The organism is Maribellus sp. CM-23 (assembly GCF_021354595.1).
Taxonomy (GTDB): Bacteria; Bacteroidota; Bacteroidia; order Bacteroidales; family Prolixibacteraceae; genus Draconibacterium.
Genome location: NZ_JADWYJ010000004.1, coordinates 73,703 through 100,084 on the forward strand (window position 1 = coordinate 73,703; position 26,382 = coordinate 100,084).

Genomic DNA, 26,382 nt, shown 5'->3' on the forward strand with positions numbered 1-26,382 from the left:
TTTACCTCATTCAAATTTAACATACCCGGCTGCAAAAAACAATACAAGTATTTGAGAGTCAAGAAGTATTTTTGAAGGCCTTATTGCTGTAATTTGTATTCAATATAATTAACTCATTACTGCCACTGAATACGGAATGCACCCATTGCCGGGAGCGAATGAATGGAGCTGCTTTGCGGCTGTATATTTCTCGTGGTTATTACACTGGTTTGATCATTAATTTGGTATTCTTCAGGGATAAAATAAGAATTCAGAACCAAAACATCTGGAGTCAATTCTTGCGGACTGTTTTTGGTCAATCCAATTTGAATGATTTTGTCATCGAAACAAATAAAGCTACTGTTGAGAAACAGGTGCTTGTCTTCAAATAAAGTTCCGTACTCCAGAAATACGGGTTGATGGAGGTTCTTTTGTGTTGTTACATTTTGTGCTATCTGACGCGTGTAAGCTGATGAATCGATAGGGAATTGGGTTATAATGTAGTTTTGACGACCCTTAATTAGTTGCAGGGTGAGGTTGTCGCGGTTGTTGAATACGATCAGTTCTTTTTGCTGATACTGCCGGAACTTTTGTCCGGTTGAAAGCAACATTACCAGCGAGAATAGGAGGAACGCATATTTCAACTGCCGGGCACGCCGGAATTCGATAAAAGCAAAGCAAAAAAGCAAGGCCAGCGCCAAACTTATGGATTGCGACCCGCTGAAGGGAATTTTTAAAACGGAATGAGATAAATTTTCAATCCATTGGAGTAAGGAGAACAAATTGCCGATCACTTCTTTTATCACGAAAGCCAGTCCTGTGGATAAGTATGGAACTCCGGATAACAGAAGCAGTAAAACACCCAAAATGATTAACACGAAAACCGCCGGAATGATGACTACATTTGTTAGCAGAAAATAAGTGGGAAATTGATTGAAATAATACGACGTGAGAGGAAAGGTTGCGATTTGGGCGGCTACTGAAACGGTCATTAAAACCCAAAAATAGTGCATTATTCTGTTTTTTATTTTCCATAGTTTTTCCAGTTTGGGTTGAAGAAACACAATGCCAAATACGGCAGAATACGAAAGCTGAAATCCAACTTCAAAAAGATTGTTGGGATTCAGCAATAACAGAATAAAGGCAGAAGTGGCCAGTGTGTTGTAAATATTGGCCCGCCGGTTTAAACTGGTGGCAATGCTTACCAGCGAAAACATGGTGGCAGCCCGCAGCACCGATGGCGAAAGACCGGTTAAAAGAGCATAACTCCACAACATTATAATGGAAAAGATAACAAACAGAATGCTTCCTTTTTTACTTTTTTTCAGAAAGCCAAAAATCAACACAAACATCCCGAAAATAATGCCGACATGTAAGCCTGATACGGCCAACACATGCATGGCTCCAGCGGCCGAAAATACTCGTTTGGTTTCCGGATCAAGCCCTCGTTTATAGCCCAGTGTAAGTGCAGAAAGAATAGCCGTTTCATTTTCTCCCAAATTTTGATGCCGGTAAATGGTCAGTAATTTATCCCGAAGTTTTTCAGCCATTATAACCGGGCTATTTATTTTGATGTTTGTCGGCTTCCACTTTTCATCGGCGAGGTATAACTGGCGGTATATTTTTTGGCGGTTCAGGTACTTTTGGTAGTCAAACTCATAAGGATTGCCATTGTTGGTAACAATGCGGGGATTCTCCTTAAATAAAATAACTGTACCCGGAACGAGGTCTGCCGCATGGCTGTCCTTTCCGAAATAGGCCAGTATTTTTTCGTTTGCCTGAAATGTTGAATCTGCTTCGGTAAAGGAGTTTATCTTGAGGACCGTTTTGTAAGAATTGGGTTTTTCTTCCGGTTTTTCAAGAACGATTGCCGAGAATTGGCCGTTCAGATAGAATGCCGGTGGTTGGTTGTGTTGATTGAAGAATACGATTCCGAGCAAAAAGAACAAAACGCTTGTTAATGCCCCAAAAATACCTTCGAATGAAAATCGGTAGCGAATGTTTAGCAGAATTAATACCAAAAAAAGAATACCCGCACTCAGAAAAAACAGGCTGCTTTCCTGTTTTAAGAAAGCGGCTGCAAGCACTCCTGTGCCGTATGATACGGCAATTCTGAGAATGGGTATTTTTTGAAGTAGTTTTTCCAAGGTTATTGCCTGAAGGATATATCCGCTCAAACGAATCCCCTGAAAAAAGGTTGCTATTTGGCAGGAACTTTTATCCGGTATGCTGGAATTACTTTGCCCTGGCTAATGCTGATAAGTTTACTTTTCAGGAGTCGTTTCCGGAGCGGAGAGAGGTAGTCGATAAACAACTTTCCGTCCAGGTGGTCGTATTCGTGTTGGATAACCCTGCCTGCAAATCCTTTGAAGGTTTCTGTATGCTCTTCAAAGTTTTCGTCGAAGTAGCGAAGCGTAACTTCGTCGTGGCGCGAAACGTCTTCCCGTATTTCCGGAAGACTCAGGCATCCTTCGTTCATAACCCATTTTTCTCCGTCAACCTCCAGGATTTCAGGATTGATAAACACTTTCTGGAAATTTTCCAGTTCGGGTTCATCATCAGCGCCCGAGCTGGCATCAACTACAAACAAACGAATTGACATGCCTACCTGTGGCGCTGCCAGTCCAACTCCGTCAGAATAATACATGGTTTCCCACATGTTTTCAATTACTTCTTTCAGGTTGGGGTAGTCTTTATCTATTTCTTGTGCGCGTTTTCTTAAAATAGGATCGCCGTAAACTGTTACCGGGTATTTCATTCGTCTGTATTTTTTATTTTCAATCGGCACAGGTTTTTTAATGGCTTTCAAATGGTGAAAATCACTTTTGCTGGGCCGAATTCCCTGTTCTCTTGCTTCTTTTTTGTTTACTTTTTTACTGCAAATTTCTTCGCTGCTCTAAATAGTTCTGCAGAATGATGGTAGCACTAATTCCGTCTATCATCTCTTTATTCTGTCTTTGCTTTTTTTTCAGCCCTCCATCAATCATGGTTTGAAAAGCCATTTTCGATGTAAAGCGCTCGTCGTATAGTTCCAACCTGATCTCCGGATAAACTTGTTGGAATTTGCGGAGAAAAGGATTAATGTAACGAACAGCTTCAGAGGCTTCGTTGTTCATTTGGCGAGGATAGCCCACTACTACGGTTTCCACCTTTTCCTTCAGAAAATACTCTTTCAGAAAATCCCAGATGGTGTGAGTAGGTATTGTAGTAAGCCGGGTTGCAATTATTTGCCCGGGGTCTGTAACAGCCATTCCCACACGCTTTCTGCCGTAATCGATGGATAGAATTCTTGCCATAATTTTAAATCGCTGCAAAAGTATAGAGAATTGATTAGAAAAAAAAGAGCTGGTTAAACGGTTTGTTTTCAGAGAATTCAGGTAAAGTGTAAAACTGGCGTTTCATTTTTGGCACGTGCTTTGCAATTTCATTTGCAATTACCGGTTTAAACAAGGCGCCAAAAGAGCAATGCAAACAATTTGTTGAATTTTAAAATAAACGTCATGAAAACGATAAAATTCAGACTGTTTGCCACGATATTTACTCTGGCGGCAGTTATTACAGCAACAACATTTGAGGCGAACGCACAACGCAGATCCAGTCAGGAAGGCAACGAATCCAGGCGGAGTACTCAGGAAACCCGAAAAAACGTAGAGCGGAAAAGTACTTACAAAGAGTACGATAAGGTTCAGCGAAAATCGGTTGATCCAAAACTGAGAAGTACACGTAGCGAGGGTAGCCGTTCGTCTGTAACCAAGTCGGGTAACAACCAGAATCGTTCGCAGTCAAATAGCTCACGCAATTCTTCTTCAAATTATCAGAAGCGGGAGTCAAACAGAAATGTAACAAATCAGGGAAATAACAGAAGTGTTCAGAAAAGCAGTCAGGCAACTCCCAGCCGGAATTCGAATTCCACTTATCGTACTTCACGGGAGCAAGACCGGAATACCGTTCGCAGCCGGGAGAATGACAACCGCAATGTGCGGGTAGGTACTTCTACCAGCGAAGGACGCCGGAATACCGGAAGAACAGTTAACGAAAACCGAGACTTCTACCGGGTTGATAAAGCGGACAGACGCTATTCTCCAAGTGAAAATTACCGGGGAAGCAGTAATTACTGGAAAGGGAACTACCGTTCTGAGCGGATGAACTACAATCATAAAGACAAAAGGTATTATTCTAATTACAATTATTCAAAGAGGAATCACTGGGATAGAAAGTGGGAAAACTACCGCTGGAATTACAATAGCTGGCGCGATTATTACAGCGGCTATAACCCGCGGTCTTACACCTACTCAAGGTATTATTTTCATCACCCGCATTACGGGCACGTTCTTTCCAGGTTTGATTACCGTCCGGTGGTTTTCGTTCACAACCATCATCAGTATTATTGTTACAACGGACATTTCTTCCGTTACCGTCCGGGAGTAGGTTACATACTGGTTGATTTGCCTTACGGATTTACCTTCCAGTATTTGCCGAAAGGACATTACGAACGGGTTCACGTAAACGGTTACCTGTATTTCAGAATCGGAAACTTGTTCTTTGAAGCATCAAACTACGGGTTTAACCTGGTTCATTATCCGGAAAGATATTATGCCTATGACGACGGATTTGAGCGTCCCGGATATTATTACGACGATATTTATTGGTAGTAAGTGATTACTAGACCTTCGAGATATATTGTTTCTTGTTCCACTACCTGCACTTTGGGTGCAGGTAGTTTTTTATGGGGAGAAAATGAAAGATGTCAGATGAATAAATGTTTTTAATTTGCCGGAACATTCATTCGCTGCATTTTTTTATCTATTTTTAAAAAACCAAATGCGATGTCAAAAATGTCTATGAAACTGAAAAGAGATCAATTGCCGCCCAAAAAGGCTGAGAACTGGAGAAAAAGTTTTAAAGAGGAGTCGAAACTCACCTTTAATCTCAAAGTTCCAAAGATTATCCTGCAAAAGGAAACGTATAAATCGCTGATTGGCGAAAACGAAAACCGGGTGCGGGTATATCTTGGTCTTGAACCGGAAAAGAACGAGGGTAAGTATGAGCTTTGTGCTTATGCTGTATCTGCTTTTTTGCTGGGAAGTGGCGATGTCTATGCCGATTATGAAACTCCGGTATTCAAATTATCCAAGAAAAATGTGAACCTTTCGGATAATAACAAGATGGTGATTGAAAGCATCAGAATGTATCGCAAGTGGCGTTCGGGCGAACTCGATCCGGAGGATGAAGGAGCACCGTTCAGGCAATACATATATCCCAATGCCTATTTGTTGACCAAGTTTGAGTTGCATGAATTATTCAACGCACAAAACAGGGCCGAGATACAACTTGAATTTGGTATTGCAAAAACCATGGATGTAATCATCGGGCCGGTGAGAACGATGGAAATGCAAACGTCAGGAGAAGATGACGACGTTTTTAACCATGCTGGTGTATGTCCTCCTTATTGTGACGAGAGAAGCATTTACAACTCATAATCCGGTGCTTTGAACCTGCTGTATTTCAACTGGACCCCCATCCTTATCCCTTTTATTGTTGGAATAATAAAGTTCCGTAACCTGGACACTGCATTAAGGATTCTATTCCTTTTTGTAGCAATGGGTACCGTTAACGAGCTTGTTGGCTTGTACCTGAGGTACGTTGTGTGCGTAAAAAATACCATGCCGCAGGGAAATGTCTACTACTTGGGGGAATTCCTTTTGTTGGGGCTGTATTATCGGCAACTGTTAAAGGACCGGTTCAAATCGTGGGTGTTTTTAATTATTATTTCTCTGTTTATTACCGTAAGCCTGGTAAACTTGGTGCTTTTTAAATCCTGGTTCGAATATCCGGCGGTGCTACAAACCGTAAGCAAAATATTTCTGATGGGGTTCTCTCTTCTTTATTTCTACAAGGTAATGGACGAGGCAAAAATCGAGAATCTCTGGAAAGAACCAGTCATTTACATTAACGTTGCGGTTCTTGTCTATTATGCGGGGAATCTGTTTTACTCTTTGCTTTTCAATTTGATTCTGGAATATTCGCGGACATTTTCGCGAATCACGGTTCAGTATTTTTCAATTCTAAATGCAGTGTTTTATTTTTTGATTGCAATTGGCTTTTGGCAGGTGAAAGCCAGTAGTAAAAAACAGCTTTCCGGTACAGGCGTTAAAACTTAATGCCTTGAACAAAATATGGATTTTGTTCGCTAAATTAGTAGCGGATTGAACATTTTTTGAGTGGGATCAGGGAATACAGATATTACATTGATTTATTTTCTGGGCACGGTAGCTATGATTTTACTTGCCGGCGGTTTGTTTTTCTTTTTTGTGTTTTACCAGAAACGATTGTTGCAGAAGCAGCTGGAGTTGAACAAGGTCAGACAGGATCAACAGGAAGAGATTTTAAGAAATACAATTCAGGCCCAGGAAAACGAACGGAAACGAATTGCCCAGGACTTACATGACGAGGTGGGGGCGATGCTTTCGGTGGTAAAACTGAATGTTGGTCGTATTGACCGCCAATCGGAAGATAAGACGCTTGTGCTGGCATCCGAGACCAAAACTTACCTTGATGATGTGATTACCCAGGTTCGGAGGATTTCGCGTGCACTTTTGCCACCATCTTTGGAAAAACTGGGGCTTTATCCTGCTTTGGAAGAATTGGCAAGCTGGGTAAATAAGTCAGATCAGCTTTTTATAGAAATCAGAAAATCAGGAGAGCCTTTTCGCTTTGATATCAAAAAGGAATTGGCGGTTTTTCGCGTGGTTCAGGAAGTGATGAATAATGCCATAAAGCATGCAGATGCTTCGCAATTGTCACTGATATTGAGATTTGGAGATGGTACGCTAGCAGTTCTCGTTCGTGACAATGGAAAAGGATTTGATCTGAAAGAAAAAATGGGAGCCGGACTGGGATTGAGAAACCTCGAGAGTCGTATGGAGATGGCGGGTGGTAAATTTAGACTCAAATCGAAAATCGGTTTTGGGACTTCAGCGCTTTTGTATCTCAGTGCCCTTCGTGACAAGAGTAGGGATTCGGCTTAAAGTGAATTGTGTTCGCATGCGTTTTTAGATATACAGTGTTTTGACTTAACTAGGACCGAATGAATACTACAGGATTAAAAATAGTGGTAACCGACGACCATAAACTTTTTCGGAAGGGTATGGCAGCGCTTCTCTCCGATTTCGAGGAGGTAGGAGAGATCTCAGAAGCCGGAAACGGATTAGAATTGCTGGATTTAATAAGTACAATGCCTGTTGAACCAGATGTGGTGCTGCTTGATGTTAACATGCCAGAGATGGATGGCGTGGAAACTACCCGCCGTTTAAAGTTGGAATACCCGTCGGTCCGGATCATTATTCTGAGTATGGAAGACGATGTGCAGTTGGTGTCTCATTTGGTCAGTGAAGGAGTGAATGGATATTTGCTAAAAAATGCCGATCCGGACGAATTGGAGCTTGCTCTGAAAAAAGTAATGAAGAACGATTTTTATTTCTCTGCGAGTCTTACCTCAGCGGTTTTGAAAAGTTCAACAACAGTGGTGAAGCAGGCAAGCTACACGTCGGAGATCGATCTCTCCGAGCGGGAGAATCAGGTACTTCAGTTGATCTGTGAAGAACTTACTGCAGCTGAAATCGCCGATCGTTTATCTTTGAGTGCCCGAACGGTAGAGGGGTATAAGAGGAATTTACTGGAAAAAACAGGGACACGAAACATGGCGGGTCTGGTGATTTGTGCCATGAAAAACAATCTTATTCAGGTTTAAACAGCAGTTCGCTAGTCGGCTTTCTTCTTATTTCAGACGTATAGATAAAATCTAAAGCCAGGAACATTCCCAAACGATTTTCTGTAATTTTTATGCTCAGTATGGAAAGAAAAAAGGGGTACTGCAATAGCACCCCTTTGGAATCGTTTACCTTACTTTTTACCACCACCGCTTAGGGAAAATGGGACAGTTACTTGAGAGGGATTGAATGTGTAAAAGGTGTGATGACGTGTAAAAAAGGTAACTGTGTTTTGTTGGGTGGTTATCAGCTAGCTTTGTATTGAAAGTTATAATATGTTCTGTTGTTTTGCTCATTTCTTATTATTGACATTGCAAATTTCAGAAATAAGCTTTAGCTGTAAAAGAGTAATTCTACGTGAAGTGGATACGTAGTTCTACGTGAAGTGTGTTTTCGAAAATATTTCCTGCAATTTTCAGCACAAAAAAATCATGATTCCCGGGAATCATGAACAGAAATGAAAGTTAAGATGTGTACCCCTATCCGGGATTAGTTTTTATTTTTTAATACAGAATATCCAATGTAAAATTCCCAATGTTCAATTTTCCGGATTTTGTTGGATCTTTTACATTCAAAATTGAGAATTAGATATTTTTTAAAACTGACTCTCAGAAAAAAAAAGAGCTGCCCCAAGGACAGCTCTCGTATAAATTATGCTTGAATTTTTTTATTTCAAGTTTGCTTGTGCTGCAGCAACGCGTGCAATTGGCACACGGTAAGGAGAACAACTAACATAGTCCATTCCTACGCTGTCGCAGAACATTACAGATGATGGCTCGCCACCGTGCTCACCGCAAATACCAACTTTCAGGTTTGGTTTTGTGCTGCGGCCTTTTTCAACACCCATTTTTACAACCTGTCCAACACCTTCCTGGTCAAGAACCTGGAACGGATCGTTTTTCAGAATGCCTTTTTCGATGTAGATCGGCAGGAATTTACCGGCATCGTCACGCGAATAACCAAAGGTCATCTGGGTAAGGTCGTTGGTACCGAATGAGAAGAATTCAGCTACTTCGGCAACCTTGTCAGCCGTTACAGCTGCACGTGGAATTTCGATCATTGTACCTACCATGTAATCTACGGTAGCACCTTTTTCTTCGAATACCTTTTTAGCAGTTGCGTGGATGATGTCAGCCTGCAGTTTCAATTCTTTTACAGTACCAATCAGCGGAACCATAATTTCAGGACGTGCGTCAACACCTTTTTGCTTCAGATTTACAGCAGCTTCGATAATGGCGCGAGCCTGCATTTCTGTGATTTCAGGATAAGTGTTTCCTAAACGACATCCACGGTGACCCAACATCGGGTTGAATTCGTGCAGGTCTTCAACCAATGCTTTCACTTCCTCAACGGTGATTCCCATTTCAGTTGCCATTTCCTTCTGGTTGGCTTCTTCGTGCGGAACAAATTCGTGCAACGGCGGATCAAGCAAACGAATGGTTACTCCGAATCCTTCCATGGCTTCCAGAATTCCTTCGAAATCTTCGCGTTGGAAAGGCAGCAGTTTATCCAATGCTTTGCGACGGGCTTCTTCTGTTTTAGCCAGAATCATTTCGCGCATAGCTTTAATTCTTTCGCCTTCGAAGAACATGTGCTCGGTGCGGCATAAACCAATACCCTGGGCGCCAAAATCGCGGGCAACCTTGGCATCGTTTGGAGTGTCGGCGTTGGTACGAACTTTCATGCGGGTGAATTTTTCAGCCAGGTCCATAACCTTACCAAAATCGCCGCTCATGTCCGGATCCATCGTAGCTACTTTACCTTCATAAACTTCTCCGGTAGAACCATTCAGCGAAATCCAGTCTCCTTCGTGGAATTCGTTGCCGTCGATAGTCATTACACGGGTTTTGTAGTTGATTTTAACGCTACCTGCACCCGAAACACAGCATTTCCCCATACCACGAGCTACAACAGCTGCGTGCGAAGTCATACCGCCGCGGGCAGTAAGAATACCTTTGGCAATGTGCATACCTTCCAGGTCTTCAGGAGAAGTTTCAACACGTACCAGAACCGATTCGGGGTATTTATTGGCTTCGTCAGCAAAGAAAACGACCTGGCCGGTGGCAGCTCCCGGAGAAGCAGGCAAACCTTTTGCCAGTACGTTGGCCGATTTCATAGCTGCTGTATCAAATACCGGGTGAAGAAGTTCGTCCAGTTTGGCGGCGTCGATGCGTTTCAAGGCTGTTTTTTCGTCAATACGGCCTTCGTTCAGCATGTCCATGGCAATTTTAACCATCGCAGCACCGGTGCGTTTCCCGTTACGGGTTTGCAGCATCCACAATTTACCTTCCTGAATTGTGAATTCGATGTCCTGCATGTCGCTGTAGTGGTCTTCCAATTTTTGTTGAACAGTGTTTAACTGTGCATACATTTCCGGCATAGCTTCTTCCAGTGAAGGATATTTTGAAGCTCTGTCTTCTTCCGAAACATTTTGAAGAGCAGCCCAGCGTCTTGAACCTTCAAGGGTAACTTCCTGTGGTGTGCGGATACCTGCAACAACGTCTTCACCTTGTGCATCAATCAAATATTCACCGTTGAAAATGTCTTCACCGGTAGCAGCATCGCGGGTAAAACAAACACCTGTACCAGAGTTTGAACCCATGTTGCCAAACACCATTGCCTGAACGTTTACAGCAGTTCCCCACTCATCCGGAATTTGCTCCAGACGACGGTAAAGTATAGCACGGTCGTTGTTCCAGCTATTGAAAACAGCCGCAACAGATCCCCAAAGTTGTTCCCATGGATCGGTTGGGAAATCCTTGCCGGTTACTTTTTTAACCGCTGCTTTAAAACGGCTAACCAATTCTTTTAAATCATCGGTTGTGAATTCAGTATCGAGTGCGATTCCTTTTTCTTCTTTCAATCCTTCAATGATTTCTTCAAAAGGATCAATTTCTTCTTTGCTTGCGGGTTTCATTTCCATAACCACGTCACCGTACATTTGTACAAAGCGACGGTATGAATCCCAAGCAAAACGCGGATTGCCTGATTTTTTGGCGATACCTTCAACTGCCAGGTCGTTCATACCCAGGTTCAGTACGGTATCCATCATTCCCGGCATAGAGGCGCGGGCACCCGAGCGAACTGACATCAAACAAGGATTCTCCTTGCTGCCAAATTCAGTTCCGGTCAGTTTTTCAACCAAAGCAACAGCGGCTTCTACCTCCGGCTTAATCAAGTTGAATGTAGCTTCCTTACCCTGCTCGTTGTACATGGTACAGACTTCTGTTGTAATAGTGAAGCCCGGAGGAACCGGAACTCCAATCAGGTTCATTTCAGCAAGGTTTGCACCTTTTCCTCCCAGGAGGTTCTTCATGCCTGCTTTACCTTCTGCTTCTCCAGCTCCAAAGGTATATACATGTTTTGCCATAAAAGTACTTTTAAGTTATAATATTTAGAATTAGAATCGTTCTTGGAAACGGGCTGCTAAAGTAGTTTTATTTTTTAAAAATTGAAAGTTTTTGATTGGTTAAGTTCCTGTTTGTTAGATCAGAATAAACTTGTATGAAAATATTGCACTTATTGAATATGAGTGCTTCATTTCAAAGAAGTTGACGAATGTTCGTTTCTTTTTTTTGTGAGGATTTTTCTGATTTTTGCGGGAAAAATATCATTAACCGAATGTTGGAACATCTGATTTGTATTTTGGAATTTCTTACTTGCTTTTAATCCTTAACATTCTTTAACTTCCGTTGATACGAGTTAACTATTTTCCGCCTTACTTTTGTAATAAGAAATTTGAATAGTTTTAGTGTTTTTTCATAGAGAATAGATTTGGTTAGGTTAGGAAACAGAGGTAATAGTGATTATCTCTGTTTTTTTATGCCCCAACTGCCATATTTGCTGTTAGATTCTCATTTTTCTGAAATTTTTTCCAGTTTTAATTTTTTAGTCCGACATTCTGTCTTTCAGTTGGTTGTGGCTTTAGTTTTGCGTCATGGAGCAGGAAATTTATATAATACAATACAGCCATGAATCTGAATAATTTTACAATAAAATCGCAGGAAGCCATTCAAAAGGCTTTTCAAATTGCGCAAGGGAACAATCAGCAGGCCATTGAAACCGGACACCTGATGCGTGGATTGTCGCATTCGGCCGAGAATGTAACTGAATTCCTGTTGAAAAAACTGGGAGTGAACACCGGGATATTTCAGCAAGCTTTAAACAAAATTGTTGAATCGTATCCAAAAGTTTCCGGAGGGGAGCAATACCTGTCATCCGGTGCAAACCAGGCTTTGCAAAGAGCGCTGGGGCTGGCACAGGAAATGGGCGATCAGTATGTTTCGGTGGAGCATATTCTGTTAGGACTGCTGGATGTGAAAGACTCGGTAAGCAGCCTGATGAAAGACAGCGGAATTACCAAAAAGGAACTAAAGCTGGCGATTGAGGAATTGCGAAAAGGATCGAAGGTTGACAGTCAGACCGCCGAAGACAAGTTTAATTCGCTGAGCCGCTTTGCGATCAACCTGAACGAACGTGCCCGTTCGGGGAAACTGGATCCGGTGATTGGCCGCGACGATGAGATCCGGAGAATTCTGCAAATTCTTTCGCGGCGCACCAAAAATAACCCGATTCTGTTGGGAGAACCCGGGACCGGCAAAACGGCAATTGCCGAGGGACTGGCGCACCGGATTGTGCGGGGCGATGTGCCTGAAAATCTGAAGTCGAAACAAGTGTATTCGCTGGATATGGGGGCACTGATTGCCGGGGCCAAATACAAAGGTGAGTTTGAAGAACGCTTGAAAGCTGTTGTAAACGAGGTGGTGCAGTCGAACGATGAGGTGATTCTGTTTATTGACGAAATTCACACCTTGGTGGGTGCCGGGAAAAGCGAAGGCGCCATGGATGCTGCCAACATTTTAAAACCCGCATTGGCAAGGGGTGAATTGCGCGCCATTGGCGCCACAACTTTAAGCGAGTATCAGAAATACTTTGAAAAAGACAAAGCGCTGGAGCGTCGTTTCCAAATTGTTCATGTGGATGAGCCGGATACTTTGAGTGCCATTTCCATTTTGCGTGGAATCAAGGAAAAATATGAGAATCACCACAAAGTAAGAATCAAAGACGATGCAATAATTGCTTCAGTGGAGCTTTCGCAACGTTATATTTCTGACCGTTTTTTACCCGATAAAGCCATCGACCTGATGGACGAAGCGGCTGCCAAGCTACGTTTGGAGATTGATTCGGTTCCTGAAGAACTGGATGAGATTGAACGCCGGGTAAAACAGCTGGAAATTGAGCGCGAAGCAATCAAACGCGAAAACGATCAGAAAAAACTTTCGGGGCTGAACGAAGAGATTTCGAATCTGAAAGAAGAACAATCGCGGCTGAGAGCCAAATGGCAGTCCGAAAAATCGGTGGTGGAAGCGATCCAGCAGAAAAAAGAAGAGATTGAAACCTATAAGTTTGAGGCCGAGCAGGCTGAAAGAAGAGGAGATTACGGACGGGTGGCCGAGTTGCGTTACGGCAAAGTGAAAGAGGCCGAAAATGAGATTGAGAAACTGCAAGCCGAATTCAACGAAATGAAAAAAGGCGAAAGCCTGATAAAAGAAGAGGTGGACACCGAGGACATTGCGGAAGTGGTAGCCCGCTGGACCGGGATTCCCGTTTCGAAAATGTTACAGAGTGAACGCGAGAAACTGCTGCACATGGAAGCCGAATTACACAAGCGTGTAGTGGGGCAGCACGAAGCCATCACGGCCATATCGGACGCGGTAAGGCGTAGCCGTGCAGGCTTGCAGGATGAAAGACGCCCGATCGGTTCCTTCATCTTCCTGGGAACTACAGGGGTTGGGAAAACCGAGTTGGCCAAAGCGCTGGCGGAGTACCTGTTTAACGATGAGAATATGATTACACGGATCGATATGTCGGAATACCAGGAAAAATTCTCGGTAACCCGTTTGATCGGCTCGCCTCCCGGATACGTTGGCTACGACGAAGGCGGTCAACTGACCGAAGCAGTACGCCATAAGCCCTATTCGGTGGTTCTTTTCGACGAAATCGAAAAAGCACACCCCGATGTGTTTAACGTGCTTTTGCAGGTATTGGACGACGGCCGTTTGACCGACAACAAAGGACGTACGGTGAATTTCAAGAATACGATCATTATCATGACCTCTAACCTAGGCTCTCATATTATTCAGGAAAACTATGGGAAAATGAGTGCCGCCAACCAGGAGGAAGTGCTTGAAAGGACACAAAACCAGTTGATGGAATTGTTGCGCAAGACCATCCGTCCCGAGTTTTTGAACCGGATTGATGAAACGATTGTGTTTACACCTTTGTCAAAAGATGATATTCACGAAATTGTGAAACTTCAGTTTAAACAGGTGGTAAAACGTTTATCGGGCGTCGATCTGAAAATGGAAATTACCGATGCCGCCATCGATCTTTTGTCGAATGCCGGTTATGATCCGCATTTCGGAGCCCGGCCGGTAAAACGTGTTTTGCAGAAATATGTTTTGAACGAACTTTCAAAACGAATTCTGGGCGGCCAGGTTGACAAAGAAAAGCCGATTGTGGTGGACGCCGAAAACGGTCAGCTGGTATTTAAAAACTAGCTGGCTCAGCTAACCGGATACTTTTTCGGATAGTAATATTTGGCAAACAACAGGTAAGCGGCCATAAAAATGTTTACCATGTAATTGAAATAGAGCGGGAAATGGGCAATGCCTGTTTCCCAGTCTCCCAAAACAATGTAGATAAACGTTAGTATCTCTCCCAAAAACCACATCCAGAGAAACAGAATGCTGAGATCTTTTACACTTTTGGTTTGAAAGGTTTTTACAACCTGGGGCAAGCCGCAAATGGCAAACAAAATATTGCCAACCCAGCCAATGGTCTCGTTGATCATGCGAAAATGGTATTAAAGCGAGTTTTTTAATTCCTGCAATTCCGGAACAGCAGCTTCCAGGTTTTCGATGGCTTTATTCACCAGTGCAGGTAGTGTTGCAAGTTCATTATTCTCAGCAAGTAGCTGTATTTCTTTCAAAAGAGCACCGGTTTCTTCCATGCCAAAAGTAAGTGCCGACGATTTGGCGGTATGTGCCTCACGCGCCAGTACCTGCCAGTTTTCTTCCTGCATGGCCGCTTTCATTTTGTGGGTGAAATCCGGTATCTGGATCAGGAAAATATCGATGATCTCCAGGTAAAATTCGGTGTCGCCTGCGGCTAATTCTTCAATTCGATTGGGGTGAATATGTTTAAAGAGCTTGTCCATAGTATTTATTTACTGCAAATTTGCAAATTATTGAAGGATTTCGAAGTGATTGAATGATAAATTTCATGGTAGTGTATGCTTTGAATCCATAGTTTTGCAATTTAAATATCGATAGGAAGAAAATGAAAACAACCGCATTTAATAAAATACACAGAGAAGTTGGAGCGAAATTAGTTGAGTTTGCCGGGTTTGAAATGCCCATCGAATACAGCGGGATTAAAGACGAACACATGACTGTGCGCGAAGGCGTAGGTGTTTTTGATGTTTCGCACATGGGCGAGTTTTGGGTAAAAGGCCCCAAAGCGCTCGATTTAATCGCTTACATTACCTCCAACGATCCAGGAGCTTTAGCACTCGGACAGGCACAATACAGCTGCTTTCCAAACGGGAAAGGTGGCATTGTGGACGATTTGCTAGTGTATCACTACGAGCCTGAAAAATACATGTTGGTGGTAAACGCTTCCAATATCGACAAAGACTGGGACTGGGTGAGCCGCCAGAATGAAGCCATTGGTGCCGAAATTGAAAATGCGTCGGACCACATTAGTCAGTTAGCTATTCAGGGGCCAAAAGCTACGGCTACTCTTCAAAAACTTACGGACATCAACTTGTCTGACATACGTTTTTACACTTTTGTTACCGGGAAAATTGCCGGTGTAGAAGATGTGATTATATCAGCAACCGGTTACACCGGAGCCGGTGGTTTTGAGCTTTACTTCCGAAACGAAGTGGCCGAACAAATCTGGAATGCCATTTTTGAAGCCGGTGAGGAATTTGGAATCAAACCAATTGGTTTGGGAGCCCGCGATACTTTGAGACTCGAAATGGGCTACTGCCTGTACGGAAATGATATTGATGATACCACTTCGCCGATTGAAGCCGGCCTGGGATGGATCACCAAATTCAACAACGGACGCCGGTTTATCGACCGCGAATTCCTGACCATGCAGAAAAACGAAGGAGTTTCACGCCGTCTGAGAGGTTTTGTGCTGACCGATCGCGGAATCCCCCGTCATGGCTACGAACTGGTAAATGCTGAAGGCGAAGTGATTGGTGAAGTAACTTCAGGAACCATGTCGCCGGTGTTGAACAAAGGAATTGGGATGGGTTACGTTGCCAAAGAATATTCGGCATTCGGAACCGAAATTTTCATCAAAATCCGGAACAAAAACATTCCGGCAGAAATTGTTAAGCTACCATTTATCTAATCAATAAAACAAATCGATTACCTTGAGCCGCTTTTTAGCGGCTTTTTTTATGTGTTTTTGGGAAAATTTTCTTGTCGGGGGATGTCGAACTCCTGTTGTTTTTGGCGTAATTTTATACGAGTGAATCAGGATTGTAAGTAGTTGTTTTTAAAATCAAAAGCCATGTCAAAGTTTCATGAAATATTGAAGAATGTGAAAAAATCTCCCCAAAAAAGTGCAAAAGAAAAAAGAGCTGAAAAACGAGAGCGAAGGGCCATGAAAAATGAATCGGTTAACCTTAAAAAAGTTTTTGAAGAGAAAGAGAAGTAAGGAAGTGTCTGATATTTTCGTAATCCCAAAATCCGATAAATTACTGCTGTTTAATCCGATTTGTTGGATTGAATTGAGTGATGACCATTTTATTTTATGAGCCCCGGTGATTGATAAGGTTGACGAAAAAGGTTAGTACATATGGTGCGTTAAAATCAGGATTCCGGTTGATTTCTCTTTGCGTCTATTTCTTCGCACTTTAAATTCTTTTTAAATAATAAAGAAAAATACAATTCTATCTGAAAGATTCGACTTTCTTGTTTGGAATCAGATAAATTTGTGTTGAATAATCATTTGATAGATAAAATGTTATCCTGCTCGTGATAATTAAAATGACTTCTATCACTTGTGTGCCTTGTAAATCAATGTTTTAAAACTCATAAAAATAAAAATAAACTTGACTTTTCTCATCTGGAATCGATCCGTGATTCATGACCTTTGAGCAAGGGTGTTTTCAGAAGAAGAAAATGAATTATTCACCTTAATTGACGTATTTTATGAAGAAGCACAATTTTTATGCAGGACCATCCATTCTGCCGGAGTATACAAAAGAAAAAACTGCTGAGGCAGTACTTAATTTTGCCGGAACAGGGCTTTCGGTAATGGAGGTTTCACACCGGAGCAAGGAATTTGTGGCCGTAGTGGACGAAGCCGTTGCATTGGTAAAAGAACTGTTGAAAGTTCCGGAAGGCTACTCGGTGCTTTTCTTACAAGGTGGCGCCAGCCTCCAGTTCCTGATGGCTCCTTATAACCTGATGGGTTCGAAAGCAGCATACTTGAACACCGGTGTCTGGTCGAAAAAAGCCATGAAAGAAGCCAAATTTTTTGGTGAAGTGGTAGAAGTTGCTTCTTCAGCCGACGCCAATTTCAATTACATTCCGAAACAATTTGACACTCCGGCCGATGCCAGTTACCTGCACTACACCAGCAACAACACTATTTTCGGGACCAAAGTAGATGCTCCGGAAGCCAATATTCCGTTGGTGGCCGATATGTCGTCTGATATTTTCTCTCGTCCGGTTGACGTGGCAAAACACGACCTGATTTACGCCGGAGCTCAGAAAAACCTGGGACCATCGGGTGCAACACTGGTTATTGTAAAAGACGAAGCGCTGGGCAAGATCGACCGCTTAATTCCAACCATGTTGGATTACCGCATTCACATCCAGAACGAATCGATGTTTAATACACCTTCTACATTGCCGGTTTTTGCTTGTTTGCAAACCTTGCGCTGGTTAAAAGAGCTGGGTGGTGTTGAAGCCATCGAAAAAGTAAACATCGAAAAAGCAGCGGTGCTTTACGACGAGATCGACCGGAATAAATTGTTCCAGTCAACTGTTCCGAATAAAGAAGACCGTTCGCTGATGAATGTAACGTTTGTTATGGCTCCGGAATTTGCCGAGCTCGAAAAAGAATTCCTTGATTTTGCCACCGCAAATGGAATGGTCGGAATTAAAGGACACCGCTCGGTTGGCGGATTCAGGGCCTCGACTTACAATGCGATGCCGATCGAAAGTGTACAGGCACTGGTCGACACCATGCAGGAGTTTGAAAAGAAGCACTAATCAAATAAATCAGGAAATGCAGGGTGTTTATCCTGCATTTCTTTTATAGACAGGTTTCAAGTTCCTGTCGCGTACCTAAATTTTTATGAGCTATGACTAAAGTATTAATTGCTACTACCAAACCATTTGCGCCGGTTGCAGTGGAAAAAATCACTGATATTCTGAAAACAGCCGGTTACGAAGTTATATTACTGGAAAAATATTCAGAAAAAAAAGCACTGCTGGAAGCTGTTGCAGATGTTGATGCAGCGATTATTCGCAGCGATATTTTTGACCGCGAAGTACTGGAAGCCGGGAAAAACCTGAAGATTGTGGTTCGGGCTGGTGCCGGTTACGACAACGTGGATTTACCGGCCGCTACCGAAAACAACCAGGTAGTGATGAACACTCCCGGGCAAAATGCAAACGCCGTGGCTGAACTGGCAATAGGCATGGCCATTATGGGACTTCGTGAAATGTTCTCCGGAAAACCGGGCGGCGAAATGCGTGGCCGTACGCTGGGCTTACACGGATTCGGTTTTGTGGCTCGCAACGTATTCCGTATTGCACGTGCCTTGGGCATGGAAGTGATCGTTTACACCCGCTACAGCAAGGCGGCGGCCGCTGCCATTGGCTTGAAGGTTACACATTCGCTGGAAGAGTTGTACGAGAAGAGTGATATTATCTCCATTCACGTTCCGGCACGCAGCGAACACCTGAAATCGGTAAGTTACGACGTGTTGCAACACCTGAAAGACGGAAGCATTATCGTAAACACTGCCCGGAAAGAAGTGGTGAACGAGCCCGATTTGGTGAAAATCATGGAAGAAAAGCCGGGTATAAAATACATGTCGGATGTTACGCCCGATTGTGCTAATCTGTTTGAAGAAAAGTTTGGCGGGCGTTATTTCTTTACCCCTAAAAAAGCCGGGGCTCAAACCGCCGAAGCAAACCTGAATGCGGGGGTTGCCGCCGCCGAGCAAATCGTTGCTTTTTTTGAAAACGGGGATAAAACATTTCAGGTAAATAAATGATGTTGCTGTTAATCTCTTTTAAAGAGAGGTATTTTTAGTAAAGATTGTTTTAAATCCTATCGCGAATGGTTTTAGATTCCTATTTTTGAGGCTCTAAAATCATTTGTCAATATTCAAAATCTATTAAGATGGCAATTATAAAACCATTTAAAGGGCTTCGGCCTGCTGAGGATATAGTGGAAGAACTGGCTTGCCTTCCGTACGATGTAATGAATTCGGAAGAGGCTGCGCAGATGGCAGAAGGAAAAGAAAGATCGCTGTTGCGCATCACTAAAGCTGAAATTGAATGTCCCGAAGTGGAGGATATTCACTCCGAAACCGTGTACAACAAGGCGGTGGAGAATTACAATGCTTTCCAGGAGAAAGGTTGGCTGGTGCAGGATGAGGAGGCCAAATACTACATTTATGCACAAACCATGAACGGGTTAACCCAGTACGGGATTGTGGGTGGCGCAGCCTGTGCCGATTACGAAAACGGCATCATCAAAAAGCACGAGCTTACCCGCCCTGAAAAGGAAGAAGACCGCATGGTGTTAACGCGTTACCTGAACGCCAACATCGAACCGGTTTTCTTTGCCTACAAAGCGGTTCCCGAGATTGATGCCATTGTTGAGAAGATTGTAAAAGAACAAAAACCGGTATACGATTTTACGGCGGAAGATGGTTTCGGACACCATTTCTGGACCATTGACGAGCCTGCAACCAATCAGCAGCTCGAACAGCTTTTTGCCGAAAAAGTTCCGTTTACGTATGTTGCCGACGGGCACCACCGTACTGCGGCAGCGGCCCGTATTGGACTGGAAAAAACAGCCCAGAACCCTGGTCATACCGGAGATGAAGAATACAATTTCTTTATGGCTGTTCATTTTCCGGATAACCAGTTGCAGATCATTGACTACAACCGCCTGGTGACCGATTTAAACGGTTTGTCGGATGTTGATTTTCTGGCGGCACTTTCCGAAGGTTTCAACGTGGAAAACATGGGGCCCGAAATTTACAAACCGGCTGGTTTACACGAGTTCAGTTTGTATTTGGGTGGAAACTGGTACAAACTTACCGCCAAGGAAGGTACGTACGATGACGCTGACCCGATCGGAATTCTTGATGTGACCATTCTTTCGAACCAGGTGCTGAGTCCGATCCTGGATATTCAAGACCTGCGAACTTCGAAACGCATCGACTTTGTGGGAGGAATCCGTGGTTTGGGTGAATTGAAACGCCGTGTTGATTCGGGTGAAATGAAAGCAGCTTTTGCTTTGTATCCGGTTTCCATGGAACAGCTGATCAATATTGCCGATAGCGGAAACATTATGCCTCCAAAAACTACCTGGTTCGAGCCCAAGCTCCGATCAGGCCTGGTAATTCACAAACTGGATTAAGAAAGTATCGAAATAAAATAGAAAGTCCCGGTCTGTCGTTTGACAAACCGGGACTTTTTTATGATCGGTTGCGAAATTACTTCGCGGCAATCTCTCTCAGAAACTTTGCCGTAGCTGCCGGAATATCGTCCGGAACATAGGTGATTTTCTCGGGGCTCATGCCAAACAACTTTCCAAACCAAACACACCCGGCAAGGTAGCAGCCATTGGCGCTCGCGTGGTACCGGTCGCTGGGGCTCCAAAGGTCAACGTCTTTGTCTTTTTTTTGGGAAAGAAAAAAGGCATCGCCCGACTCCAGTTTGGGCGCGTCGTAGCGCTTAGCCAGTGTTTTGTAGTTCTTGTTTAGCTTTTTATACATTTCCTTGTAAGAAATACTGTATTCGCCCAGCCTTTTGCAATCCGGCGCATAAGGCCAGGTTTCGTGCACATAAATCTGAGCACCGGGCGCGTATTCCTTTACATGGTTGACAATTTGATCGGCATAAGGCTGAAAGGTTTCTTTCCGGAAACTGTTTCCACTAACCTGTTGAATGGTTACCACGTCCCAATCGTTGCTTTGCAGCAGGTCTTTTAGCGATTGTCCCTTGTAGGGCTTTTCGTTGGGATCTTCAGTACTTTTCTCAATCAGTCCGGCATGTCTTTCCAGCGAACAACCGCCCAAGTTTGCTTTTTCAATCAGGATGTTGCATCCTTCCACTGATTGGGTGATTTCATTCAGGTAATGGCAGGCGTTGTCGGCAAAACTATTACCGATGGTTAGAACTTTGATCGTGTCTGATGCTCCGTTGCTGCTTCCTGTTACAGCAAAAGATGGTTGGACGGAAAACGCCAGAATGCTGCAAAAAACAAGAATATGCAGAAAAAATAATTTTATCTGTCTCATAATAAGGGAAATAATTTTAAAGGCTTAAAAATTGCCTGTTGTAGGTTTCACAATACTCCCAAATGTATGGATTTATTCCGGCCATTTAATTTCCACGCCTTGTTTTTGAATGAAATCCTGGAACTCATTTAAGTATTTCCGGTTTTCCCAAACCTGGCGGGGTGTTACGTTATTCTTTCCTGAAAACTGTACCAACATCCCAACCACTTCTCCAATGTTCCATTCAACCGGGTGCAGACGGTAGCAGCCGTTGGTAATGTGTGTACTTCCAATGTTTTTGGCAGCCGGCAGCAGGTTCTCCATCCGTTGCGGAATTAAAGAACCGAGCGGAATTTCAAACGGCAGCGACGGCAAATCGATGTAGTTGTCGCCCTGGGTGGTCGGGTGCAGATCGAGGTAGTAAGAGCCAACGCCAATACTGTCGTAGAAACTTTCCGATTTTTTGGAAGCAGCTTCTCCTTTTACCAGTTTTCGGTTTTCAACGCCCACATGTTCCTCCAGAATGGTAAACATGGCTTTTATGCGTCGTCCTTCCCTGATGTACGGATATTTTGCCATCCCGTCTTCGGTTCCGAGCATGTCTTTTCGCAAGCGGATACCCGCCCAGCCTGCGCCGCCATCGGGGCGTTCCACTTCGGTTTGCAGCCAGTAAACCAGTGAACGGTTTAACTCGCGTGCGCCTTCCACGTGTTGCTTAAATTCTTTCTCGCTTACATCCACCAGGTTGCCCAGCATGTAGTCGTTTTGCGGCCAGTTAATAATGGTAATGTCACCCGAATAAAGGCCCGGAGTGAAATTATGCCGGTTGATGATTTTCCGGTAGTTCCACAAATTCAACACACTGCCCGTGGCACCTCCCTCCGGATGAAACCCGAGTTTTTTGGGGTCCAGGGTTGACGGAGTGGAGTAGGTGAGATCGAGTAAACGCCCCGGCCACGAGGGCGTCAACTGTGGAATATAGTTTTTCCAGAAATCGTATTTCTCCGGTTTGTCGATTACATGGTTTTCGCCGGGGCAATAATCCAGCGCAAAGCAAAGTGTAAAAGCCTGCTGGTTTTCGGTGCTGCCTTTTTCGGGAGCGTGAAGTTCTCCTGTTTCTGCTTTTGATTCAGTTCCGAGGTAGTATTCGGTACCAGAAAGTGGCAGAAGTTCCCCGGTTTCGGTGGCGTCAGCAAAATAAGGTGCTTTCAGCCAGTATTCGTTTCCTGATTGCAGGTTCCGGACCGCGAATGCCTGAACTTTGTTACCGCTTACTTCTGCTTTGCTTACTTTGCTGTTCAGCAATATCGTCAGCTTGCCTGTGCTGATGTAGGGAGCCAGCATTTCGTACAAAACGGCCAGTCCTACACGTGGTTCCACGCATAAACGAGAAACGGCTCCGTCGCCCGGATTCAGGTTTTCGCGGGCTGCTGCATCGGTTGTTAGCGGATAATTTTTTCGGTAGTAATTCCGGAGTGCCGTACGAAAATCGCGGTACAATTGGGTAGCACCGTGTGTTTCAATCCAACGGTGTTCATCAAAAGGCACGCCTTGCTGGGTCAGCTGTCCGCCAATCCAGTCGGTTTCTTCGGTCATAATTACGGAAAGCCCGTTACGGAGCGCGCCTAAAGCACAGGCGCAACCGCCCATTCCGGCGCCGGCAACCACCAGGTCGGCAGTTATTTCCGAATGTCCGATTCGTTTTTTAGCAGCAGGGCTGGCAGCCGAAGTGGCTGGTATGGTGATAAAAGGAGCCGCAGCCAAAGCACTGCTGCCTGCTCCCAACATTCCTATAAAATTTCGTCTTTTCATGTTTAATTTTTCAAATTTTCCAGAATTTCATCCAGCGAATAATTCCAGTCGAGCATGGTGCCCAAAACCGGGATAAGCATGTGTGCTGATTTTAACTGTCCGCGGTAGGAGGGGTGCCAGTCAGATCCCAGGTCGTCTTCCCTGTTAAGCAGGTTTCCCGGTATTCCCACAAAAACGATCTGCAAAGCTTCCAGTTCAGTCCGGAGCTCTTCTACCATTTTTTTTGTGTAGGAAAAACAGGGTTCGTTGATCATTGGGCCGGTTACGCAAACGATTTTCGCATGCGGAAATTCCCGGTGTAGTTTGTTGACCAGCTTTTTCCCGGCGTTAATAAAATCGGGCTCGTCAGGAAATGGCTGAGTGCTAAAATCGTTTGTTCCCAGGTTGATAACAATGGCATCCGGGACATAGTCTTGCAAAGGATAGGTTTGTGTGGAATCTTCATCGAGCAGATACTCCAAACGGGCGGGCATCGGTGCCAGCTTGGTGGAGATTTTTTCTTTGTCGCCGTAGTTGCGAACCATTCCAAGCCCCGAATGCGAAATCAGATGATATTGAGAATCAAATGCCCGCGCAACGATGGTTGCATAGGATTTCTCGCAGTTTTCGGTGGCGGGTTTAAAGCGCTCCGATTTGTCTTTTCCTTCGGTTCCGTAACCACAAGTGATCGAGTTTCCGATAAACAGGAGTTTCCTGTCGGGAAGCGGCGCCGGTTTCAGAAGACTTTCTTTTGCACCCACATAAATGCCTGTAAATTCAGCGATTCCCATTCCTCCTTCGGTTCGCTTTACAATTCTTAGCTGGTGAGTTCCTTTTGATAATTTTCCGGGGTACCACCAAACGGTATCGTTTACTGCGTACACAACCTGCTCCGGGCGATCATCCACCCAAACATTGAAATAGTTACTGTCTCCGCCTTTTATTTGAATGCCCAGTTTTTGTCCGGTAAAAGCCGTAAAAATGCTTACTCCCGGCCAGTTGTATTTTACCGCATCATCAGTTTGCTGAACACGGCCCATGTACTGGAACGCATCGTCGTCGGCCGGATAAAATTTTGCATCGGTTTGTACCTGAGCCGTGGTTGGTACGGCGCAAATAAACAGCAGAAGCAGAAGTAGGGTGATTCCCGTATTCTTCATAATTATTGTTTTAGTTGGTCAATTTTTTCGAGGGTTTGCCAGCATTGGTAAAGACCGCGTGGTACGTGGAAGCATCCTTTCCATTTACCGCCTTTTAATGGTAGCAGCACTTCGCCGCGACGGTTCAGGTAGCCAAACCACTCGGGATGTTCTTCGTCTTTAAAATGAGTCCACGCGTAGTTGTGTACTTTTTTAAACCACTCCAGGCTTTTCTCCGAACCGGTAAGCTGGTAGCCTTTTAGCATGGTAATCAGTGTTTCGATGTGTACCCACCACAGTTTTTGGTCCCATTCTAACTGTTGTGTCGGGTGTCCCAAACGATCCATAAAATAGAAAATACCACCGTATTGCTCGTCCCAGCCGTATTCCACCATTTTTATTGCAATATCGTTGGCTTGCGTAACAAGCTCCGGACGGTTGAGCCGAACTCCCAAATCCATGATGAACCACATGGCTTCGATCGCATGCCCGGGATTGAGCAGGCGCCCGTCGAAAGTATCCGACAAACTGCCATCCGTATGTAAATTCTCGACTACCAGGCCCAGTTCCGGACGGTAGAAAACATCCATTACCTCGTGGATACAGGTTTCCATGGTCTGTTTCAAAAACTCTTCATTCAGAAGATGCTCGATTTCAAGTGCCAGGTTGCACAAAATCATGGGTAAGGCAAAGTTTTTCAGGTTGCGTGTACCCGGGTAAGCTTTGTTCCAGTGTCCCTTCGGGTTCTCCGTTTTCGACAAAATAATATCGAAGGTTTTCAGTGCAATGTCGGCATATTCCTGGTTGCCGGTTGCTTTGCTAAGCTGTCCAAAAGCCATGGTGGCAAAAGTGTACGAGAAGATGTTGTACGGCTCAATCAATGGTTTGCCTTCGCGTGTCAGCGAAAAATACCAGTTCAGATTGCCGTCGTGCCCGTATTTTTTTAGGAATTCAGCACCTTGAATTGCCGCATCAAGCCATTCCTGTTTTTTCTCCACCTGGTTGTAAAGCATCGAAAACAACCATACTTCACGTCCCTGTAACCAGATAAATTTATCGGTGTCAAAAACTTCTCCTTCGCGGTCGAGGCAGGTGAAAAAACCGCCAAAATCCTGGTCTTGCGACTTATTCAACCAGAACGGAACCACGTTGTTTAGTAGTTCCGCTTTGTATTGTTCAGCTAAATTTTTAAAATTCAGTGTTTCCATGTTATCCTTTTAATGCTGCCAGGTATTCCTGGTAACGGTTGTACAAATGCCCGGCTTGCAGGTAGGCCGATTGCGGGCTCATAAAGTGTGAAAATTCGAAAGTAATGGCCTGCTCCATTCCAATTCTTTGGGCAGCTTCCAGCTTCATCAGCAGTTTTTCCCATTTAATGGGTAAAAATTTGATGGGCATATCGCGGTCGAAAGTTTCGGAGTTGGTCCAGCTGCGGATGCCGTATTTGTCGGCCAGTTGTTTGTTGATACGCAGAAAATCGTCCAGCTCGTCAAATTCAATATGGCCATCCTGGAAAGCTACAATGTCGATGGCATCTTTAATTCCGTCAAAGATTTCATCCCAGTCCTGCTCGTGTTTTTTCAGGCTAACTCCCAAATCGCGGCTGGTCTCGTTGTTGTACTGGCTGATGTTTTTAACCCCGTCGATATACGGCGATATCAGCGTAGTGAGGTTTCCGGAAGCCGATTTGCAATGCTCGCCCAAACCACGGTACATGTCGATGATGGCCCCCGTTTTACGGCTGCATTCCTGCGAAATATACCAGCCTTTGAAGGCGTTCATGGTTCCGTACTTCGACCATACTTCGTCGATTACCAGTTTATTGAGATCGAGTTCTTGTTGGAAGTCGCCCTTTTCCCAATATTTTCCTGAATCGTACAAGCCGAAATAGAAATCCATCTGATGCTTCTCGCTCAGTTCCAGGAACATCTGAACAAGGTCAACCGGTGGTTGGTATGCTTTTTCTCTTTCCAGCAAAATTTCGGAAGGATATGTCAGCCATTTCCTGTAGCCACTCCTGATTAAAATGACCGTGTTTATACCTACCTGCTTCATATAGGCAAAATCCTGGTCCCATTCTTTCCTACCCCAGTTCTGATGCGGGATATCATGACTTATTTCGTCTAAGAAAGTGCCTTTAATTTTCATT

General features: G+C 44.1%; 22 protein-coding genes. 11 read left to right on the plus strand and 11 right to left on the minus strand.

Annotated elements, in window-relative coordinates; genetic code table 11:
• Positions 1–116 precede the first annotated feature (116 nt).
• From INQ51_RS14260 to ruvX, 3 genes are all read right to left on the minus strand, one after another.
• Positions 117–2,126 carry a ComEC/Rec2 family competence protein gene (locus INQ51_RS14260; protein ID WP_233378643.1) on the minus strand — a complete coding sequence of 670 codons (2,010 nt, stop codon included), beginning with the start codon at positions 2,124–2,126 and terminating at the stop codon, positions 117–119.
• 53 nt (positions 2,127–2,179) lie between these two features.
• Entirely contained in the window at positions 2,180–2,737 is a 558-nt protein-coding gene (def, locus tag INQ51_RS14265; protein WP_119439876.1) for a peptide deformylase, read from the minus strand.
• 115 nt (positions 2,738–2,852) lie between these two features.
• Positions 2,853–3,275, minus strand: a complete 423-nt coding sequence (gene ruvX / locus INQ51_RS14270) for a Holliday junction resolvase RuvX (protein WP_233378644.1) — start codon at positions 3,273–3,275, stop codon at positions 2,853–2,855.
• A gap of 204 nt (positions 3,276–3,479) precedes the next feature.
• Here ruvX and INQ51_RS14275 point away from each other — a divergent pair, with 204 nt between their 5' ends.
• From INQ51_RS14275 to INQ51_RS14295, 5 genes are all read left to right on the plus strand, one after another.
• Positions 3,480–4,631: a hypothetical protein gene (locus INQ51_RS14275; RefSeq protein WP_233378645.1), complete on the plus strand. Its 1,152-nt coding sequence runs from the start codon at positions 3,480–3,482 to the stop codon at positions 4,629–4,631.
• Between the two features lie 189 nt (positions 4,632–4,820).
• A complete protein-coding gene (locus tag INQ51_RS14280) occupies positions 4,821–5,459 on the plus strand; it encodes a hypothetical protein (protein WP_119439848.1) in 639 nt (212 codons plus the stop codon).
• A 9-nt stretch (positions 5,460–5,468) separates the two neighbouring features.
• Positions 5,469–6,140 carry a hypothetical protein gene (locus INQ51_RS14285; RefSeq protein ID WP_233378646.1) on the plus strand — a complete coding sequence of 224 codons (672 nt, stop codon included), beginning with the start codon at positions 5,469–5,471 and terminating at the stop codon, positions 6,138–6,140.
• A 60-nt stretch (positions 6,141–6,200) separates the two neighbouring features.
• Positions 6,201–7,007: a sensor histidine kinase gene (locus INQ51_RS14290; protein ID WP_233378647.1), complete on the plus strand. Its 807-nt coding sequence runs from the start codon at positions 6,201–6,203 to the stop codon at positions 7,005–7,007.
• A gap of 59 nt (positions 7,008–7,066) precedes the next feature.
• On the plus strand, positions 7,067–7,729 hold the full coding sequence (locus INQ51_RS14295) for a response regulator transcription factor (protein ID WP_233378648.1): 663 nt from the start codon (positions 7,067–7,069) through the stop codon (positions 7,727–7,729).
• Between the two features lie 686 nt (positions 7,730–8,415).
• Here INQ51_RS14295 and ppdK read toward each other — a convergent pair.
• A complete protein-coding gene (gene ppdK / locus INQ51_RS14300) occupies positions 8,416–11,118 on the minus strand; it encodes a pyruvate, phosphate dikinase (RefSeq protein ID WP_233378649.1) in 2,703 nt (900 codons plus the stop codon).
• A gap of 601 nt (positions 11,119–11,719) precedes the next feature.
• On the opposite strand from ppdK, the gene clpB reads away from it, so the two are divergent.
• Positions 11,720–14,308: an ATP-dependent chaperone ClpB gene (clpB, locus tag INQ51_RS14305; RefSeq protein WP_233378650.1), complete on the plus strand. Its 2,589-nt coding sequence runs from the start codon at positions 11,720–11,722 to the stop codon at positions 14,306–14,308.
• A gap of 5 nt (positions 14,309–14,313) precedes the next feature.
• Here the strand turns inward: clpB and INQ51_RS14310 are convergent, their stop codons facing one another.
• Together INQ51_RS14310 and INQ51_RS14315 are read right to left on the minus strand one after the other, a co-directional pair.
• Positions 14,314–14,601, minus strand: coding sequence for a PQ-loop repeat-containing protein (locus INQ51_RS14310; protein WP_233378651.1), 288 nt, complete (start codon positions 14,599–14,601; stop codon positions 14,314–14,316).
• 12 nt (positions 14,602–14,613) lie between these two features.
• Entirely contained in the window at positions 14,614–14,967 is a 354-nt protein-coding gene (locus tag INQ51_RS14315) for an Hpt domain-containing protein (protein WP_233378652.1), read from the minus strand.
• Positions 14,968–15,089: 122 nt separating this feature from the next.
• Here INQ51_RS14315 and gcvT point away from each other — a divergent pair, with 122 nt between their 5' ends.
• The 5 genes from gcvT to INQ51_RS14340 all read left to right on the plus strand — a co-directional run bounded on the left by gcvT (position 15,090) and on the right by INQ51_RS14340 (position 20,441).
• Positions 15,090–16,175, plus strand: a complete 1,086-nt coding sequence (gcvT, locus tag INQ51_RS14320; protein WP_233378653.1) for a glycine cleavage system aminomethyltransferase GcvT — start codon at positions 15,090–15,092, stop codon at positions 16,173–16,175.
• A 162-nt stretch (positions 16,176–16,337) separates the two neighbouring features.
• Positions 16,338–16,484 carry a hypothetical protein gene (locus tag INQ51_RS14325; RefSeq protein ID WP_233378654.1) on the plus strand — a complete coding sequence of 49 codons (147 nt, stop codon included), beginning with the start codon at positions 16,338–16,340 and terminating at the stop codon, positions 16,482–16,484.
• A gap of 497 nt (positions 16,485–16,981) precedes the next feature.
• Entirely contained in the window at positions 16,982–18,049 is a 1,068-nt protein-coding gene (serC, locus tag INQ51_RS14330) for a 3-phosphoserine/phosphohydroxythreonine transaminase (protein WP_233378655.1), read from the plus strand.
• A 92-nt stretch (positions 18,050–18,141) separates the two neighbouring features.
• The gene (locus INQ51_RS14335; protein WP_233378656.1) at positions 18,142–19,062 is read left to right on the plus strand and encodes an NAD(P)-dependent oxidoreductase; all 921 of its coding nucleotides are present in this window, start codon (positions 18,142–18,144) and stop codon (positions 19,060–19,062) included.
• A gap of 128 nt (positions 19,063–19,190) precedes the next feature.
• Complete coding sequence (locus INQ51_RS14340; protein ID WP_233378657.1) at positions 19,191–20,441, plus strand: DUF1015 domain-containing protein; 1,251 nt, start codon at positions 19,191–19,193, stop codon at positions 20,439–20,441.
• A 76-nt stretch (positions 20,442–20,517) separates the two neighbouring features.
• Here INQ51_RS14340 and INQ51_RS14345 read toward each other — a convergent pair whose 3' ends face one another.
• The 5 genes from INQ51_RS14345 to INQ51_RS14365 all read right to left on the minus strand — a co-directional run bounded on the left by INQ51_RS14345 (position 20,518) and on the right by INQ51_RS14365 (position 26,381).
• Positions 20,518–21,324: a DUF4886 domain-containing protein gene (locus INQ51_RS14345; protein WP_233378658.1), complete on the minus strand. Its 807-nt coding sequence runs from the start codon at positions 21,322–21,324 to the stop codon at positions 20,518–20,520.
• Between the two features lie 72 nt (positions 21,325–21,396).
• Positions 21,397–23,115 carry an FAD-dependent oxidoreductase gene (locus INQ51_RS14350; protein WP_233378659.1) on the minus strand — a complete coding sequence of 573 codons (1,719 nt, stop codon included), beginning with the start codon at positions 23,113–23,115 and terminating at the stop codon, positions 21,397–21,399.
• A gap of 2 nt (positions 23,116–23,117) precedes the next feature.
• Positions 23,118–24,254, minus strand: coding sequence for an SGNH/GDSL hydrolase family protein (locus INQ51_RS14355; protein WP_233378660.1), 1,137 nt, complete (start codon positions 24,252–24,254; stop codon positions 23,118–23,120).
• 2 nt (positions 24,255–24,256) lie between these two features.
• On the minus strand, positions 24,257–25,441 hold the full coding sequence (locus tag INQ51_RS14360; RefSeq protein ID WP_233378661.1) for an AGE family epimerase/isomerase: 1,185 nt from the start codon (positions 25,439–25,441) through the stop codon (positions 24,257–24,259).
• Between the two features lies 1 nt (position 25,442).
• Positions 25,443–26,381, minus strand: coding sequence for a DUF4434 domain-containing protein (locus INQ51_RS14365; protein ID WP_233378662.1), 939 nt, complete (start codon positions 26,379–26,381; stop codon positions 25,443–25,445).
• Position 26,382 lies beyond the last annotated feature (1 nt).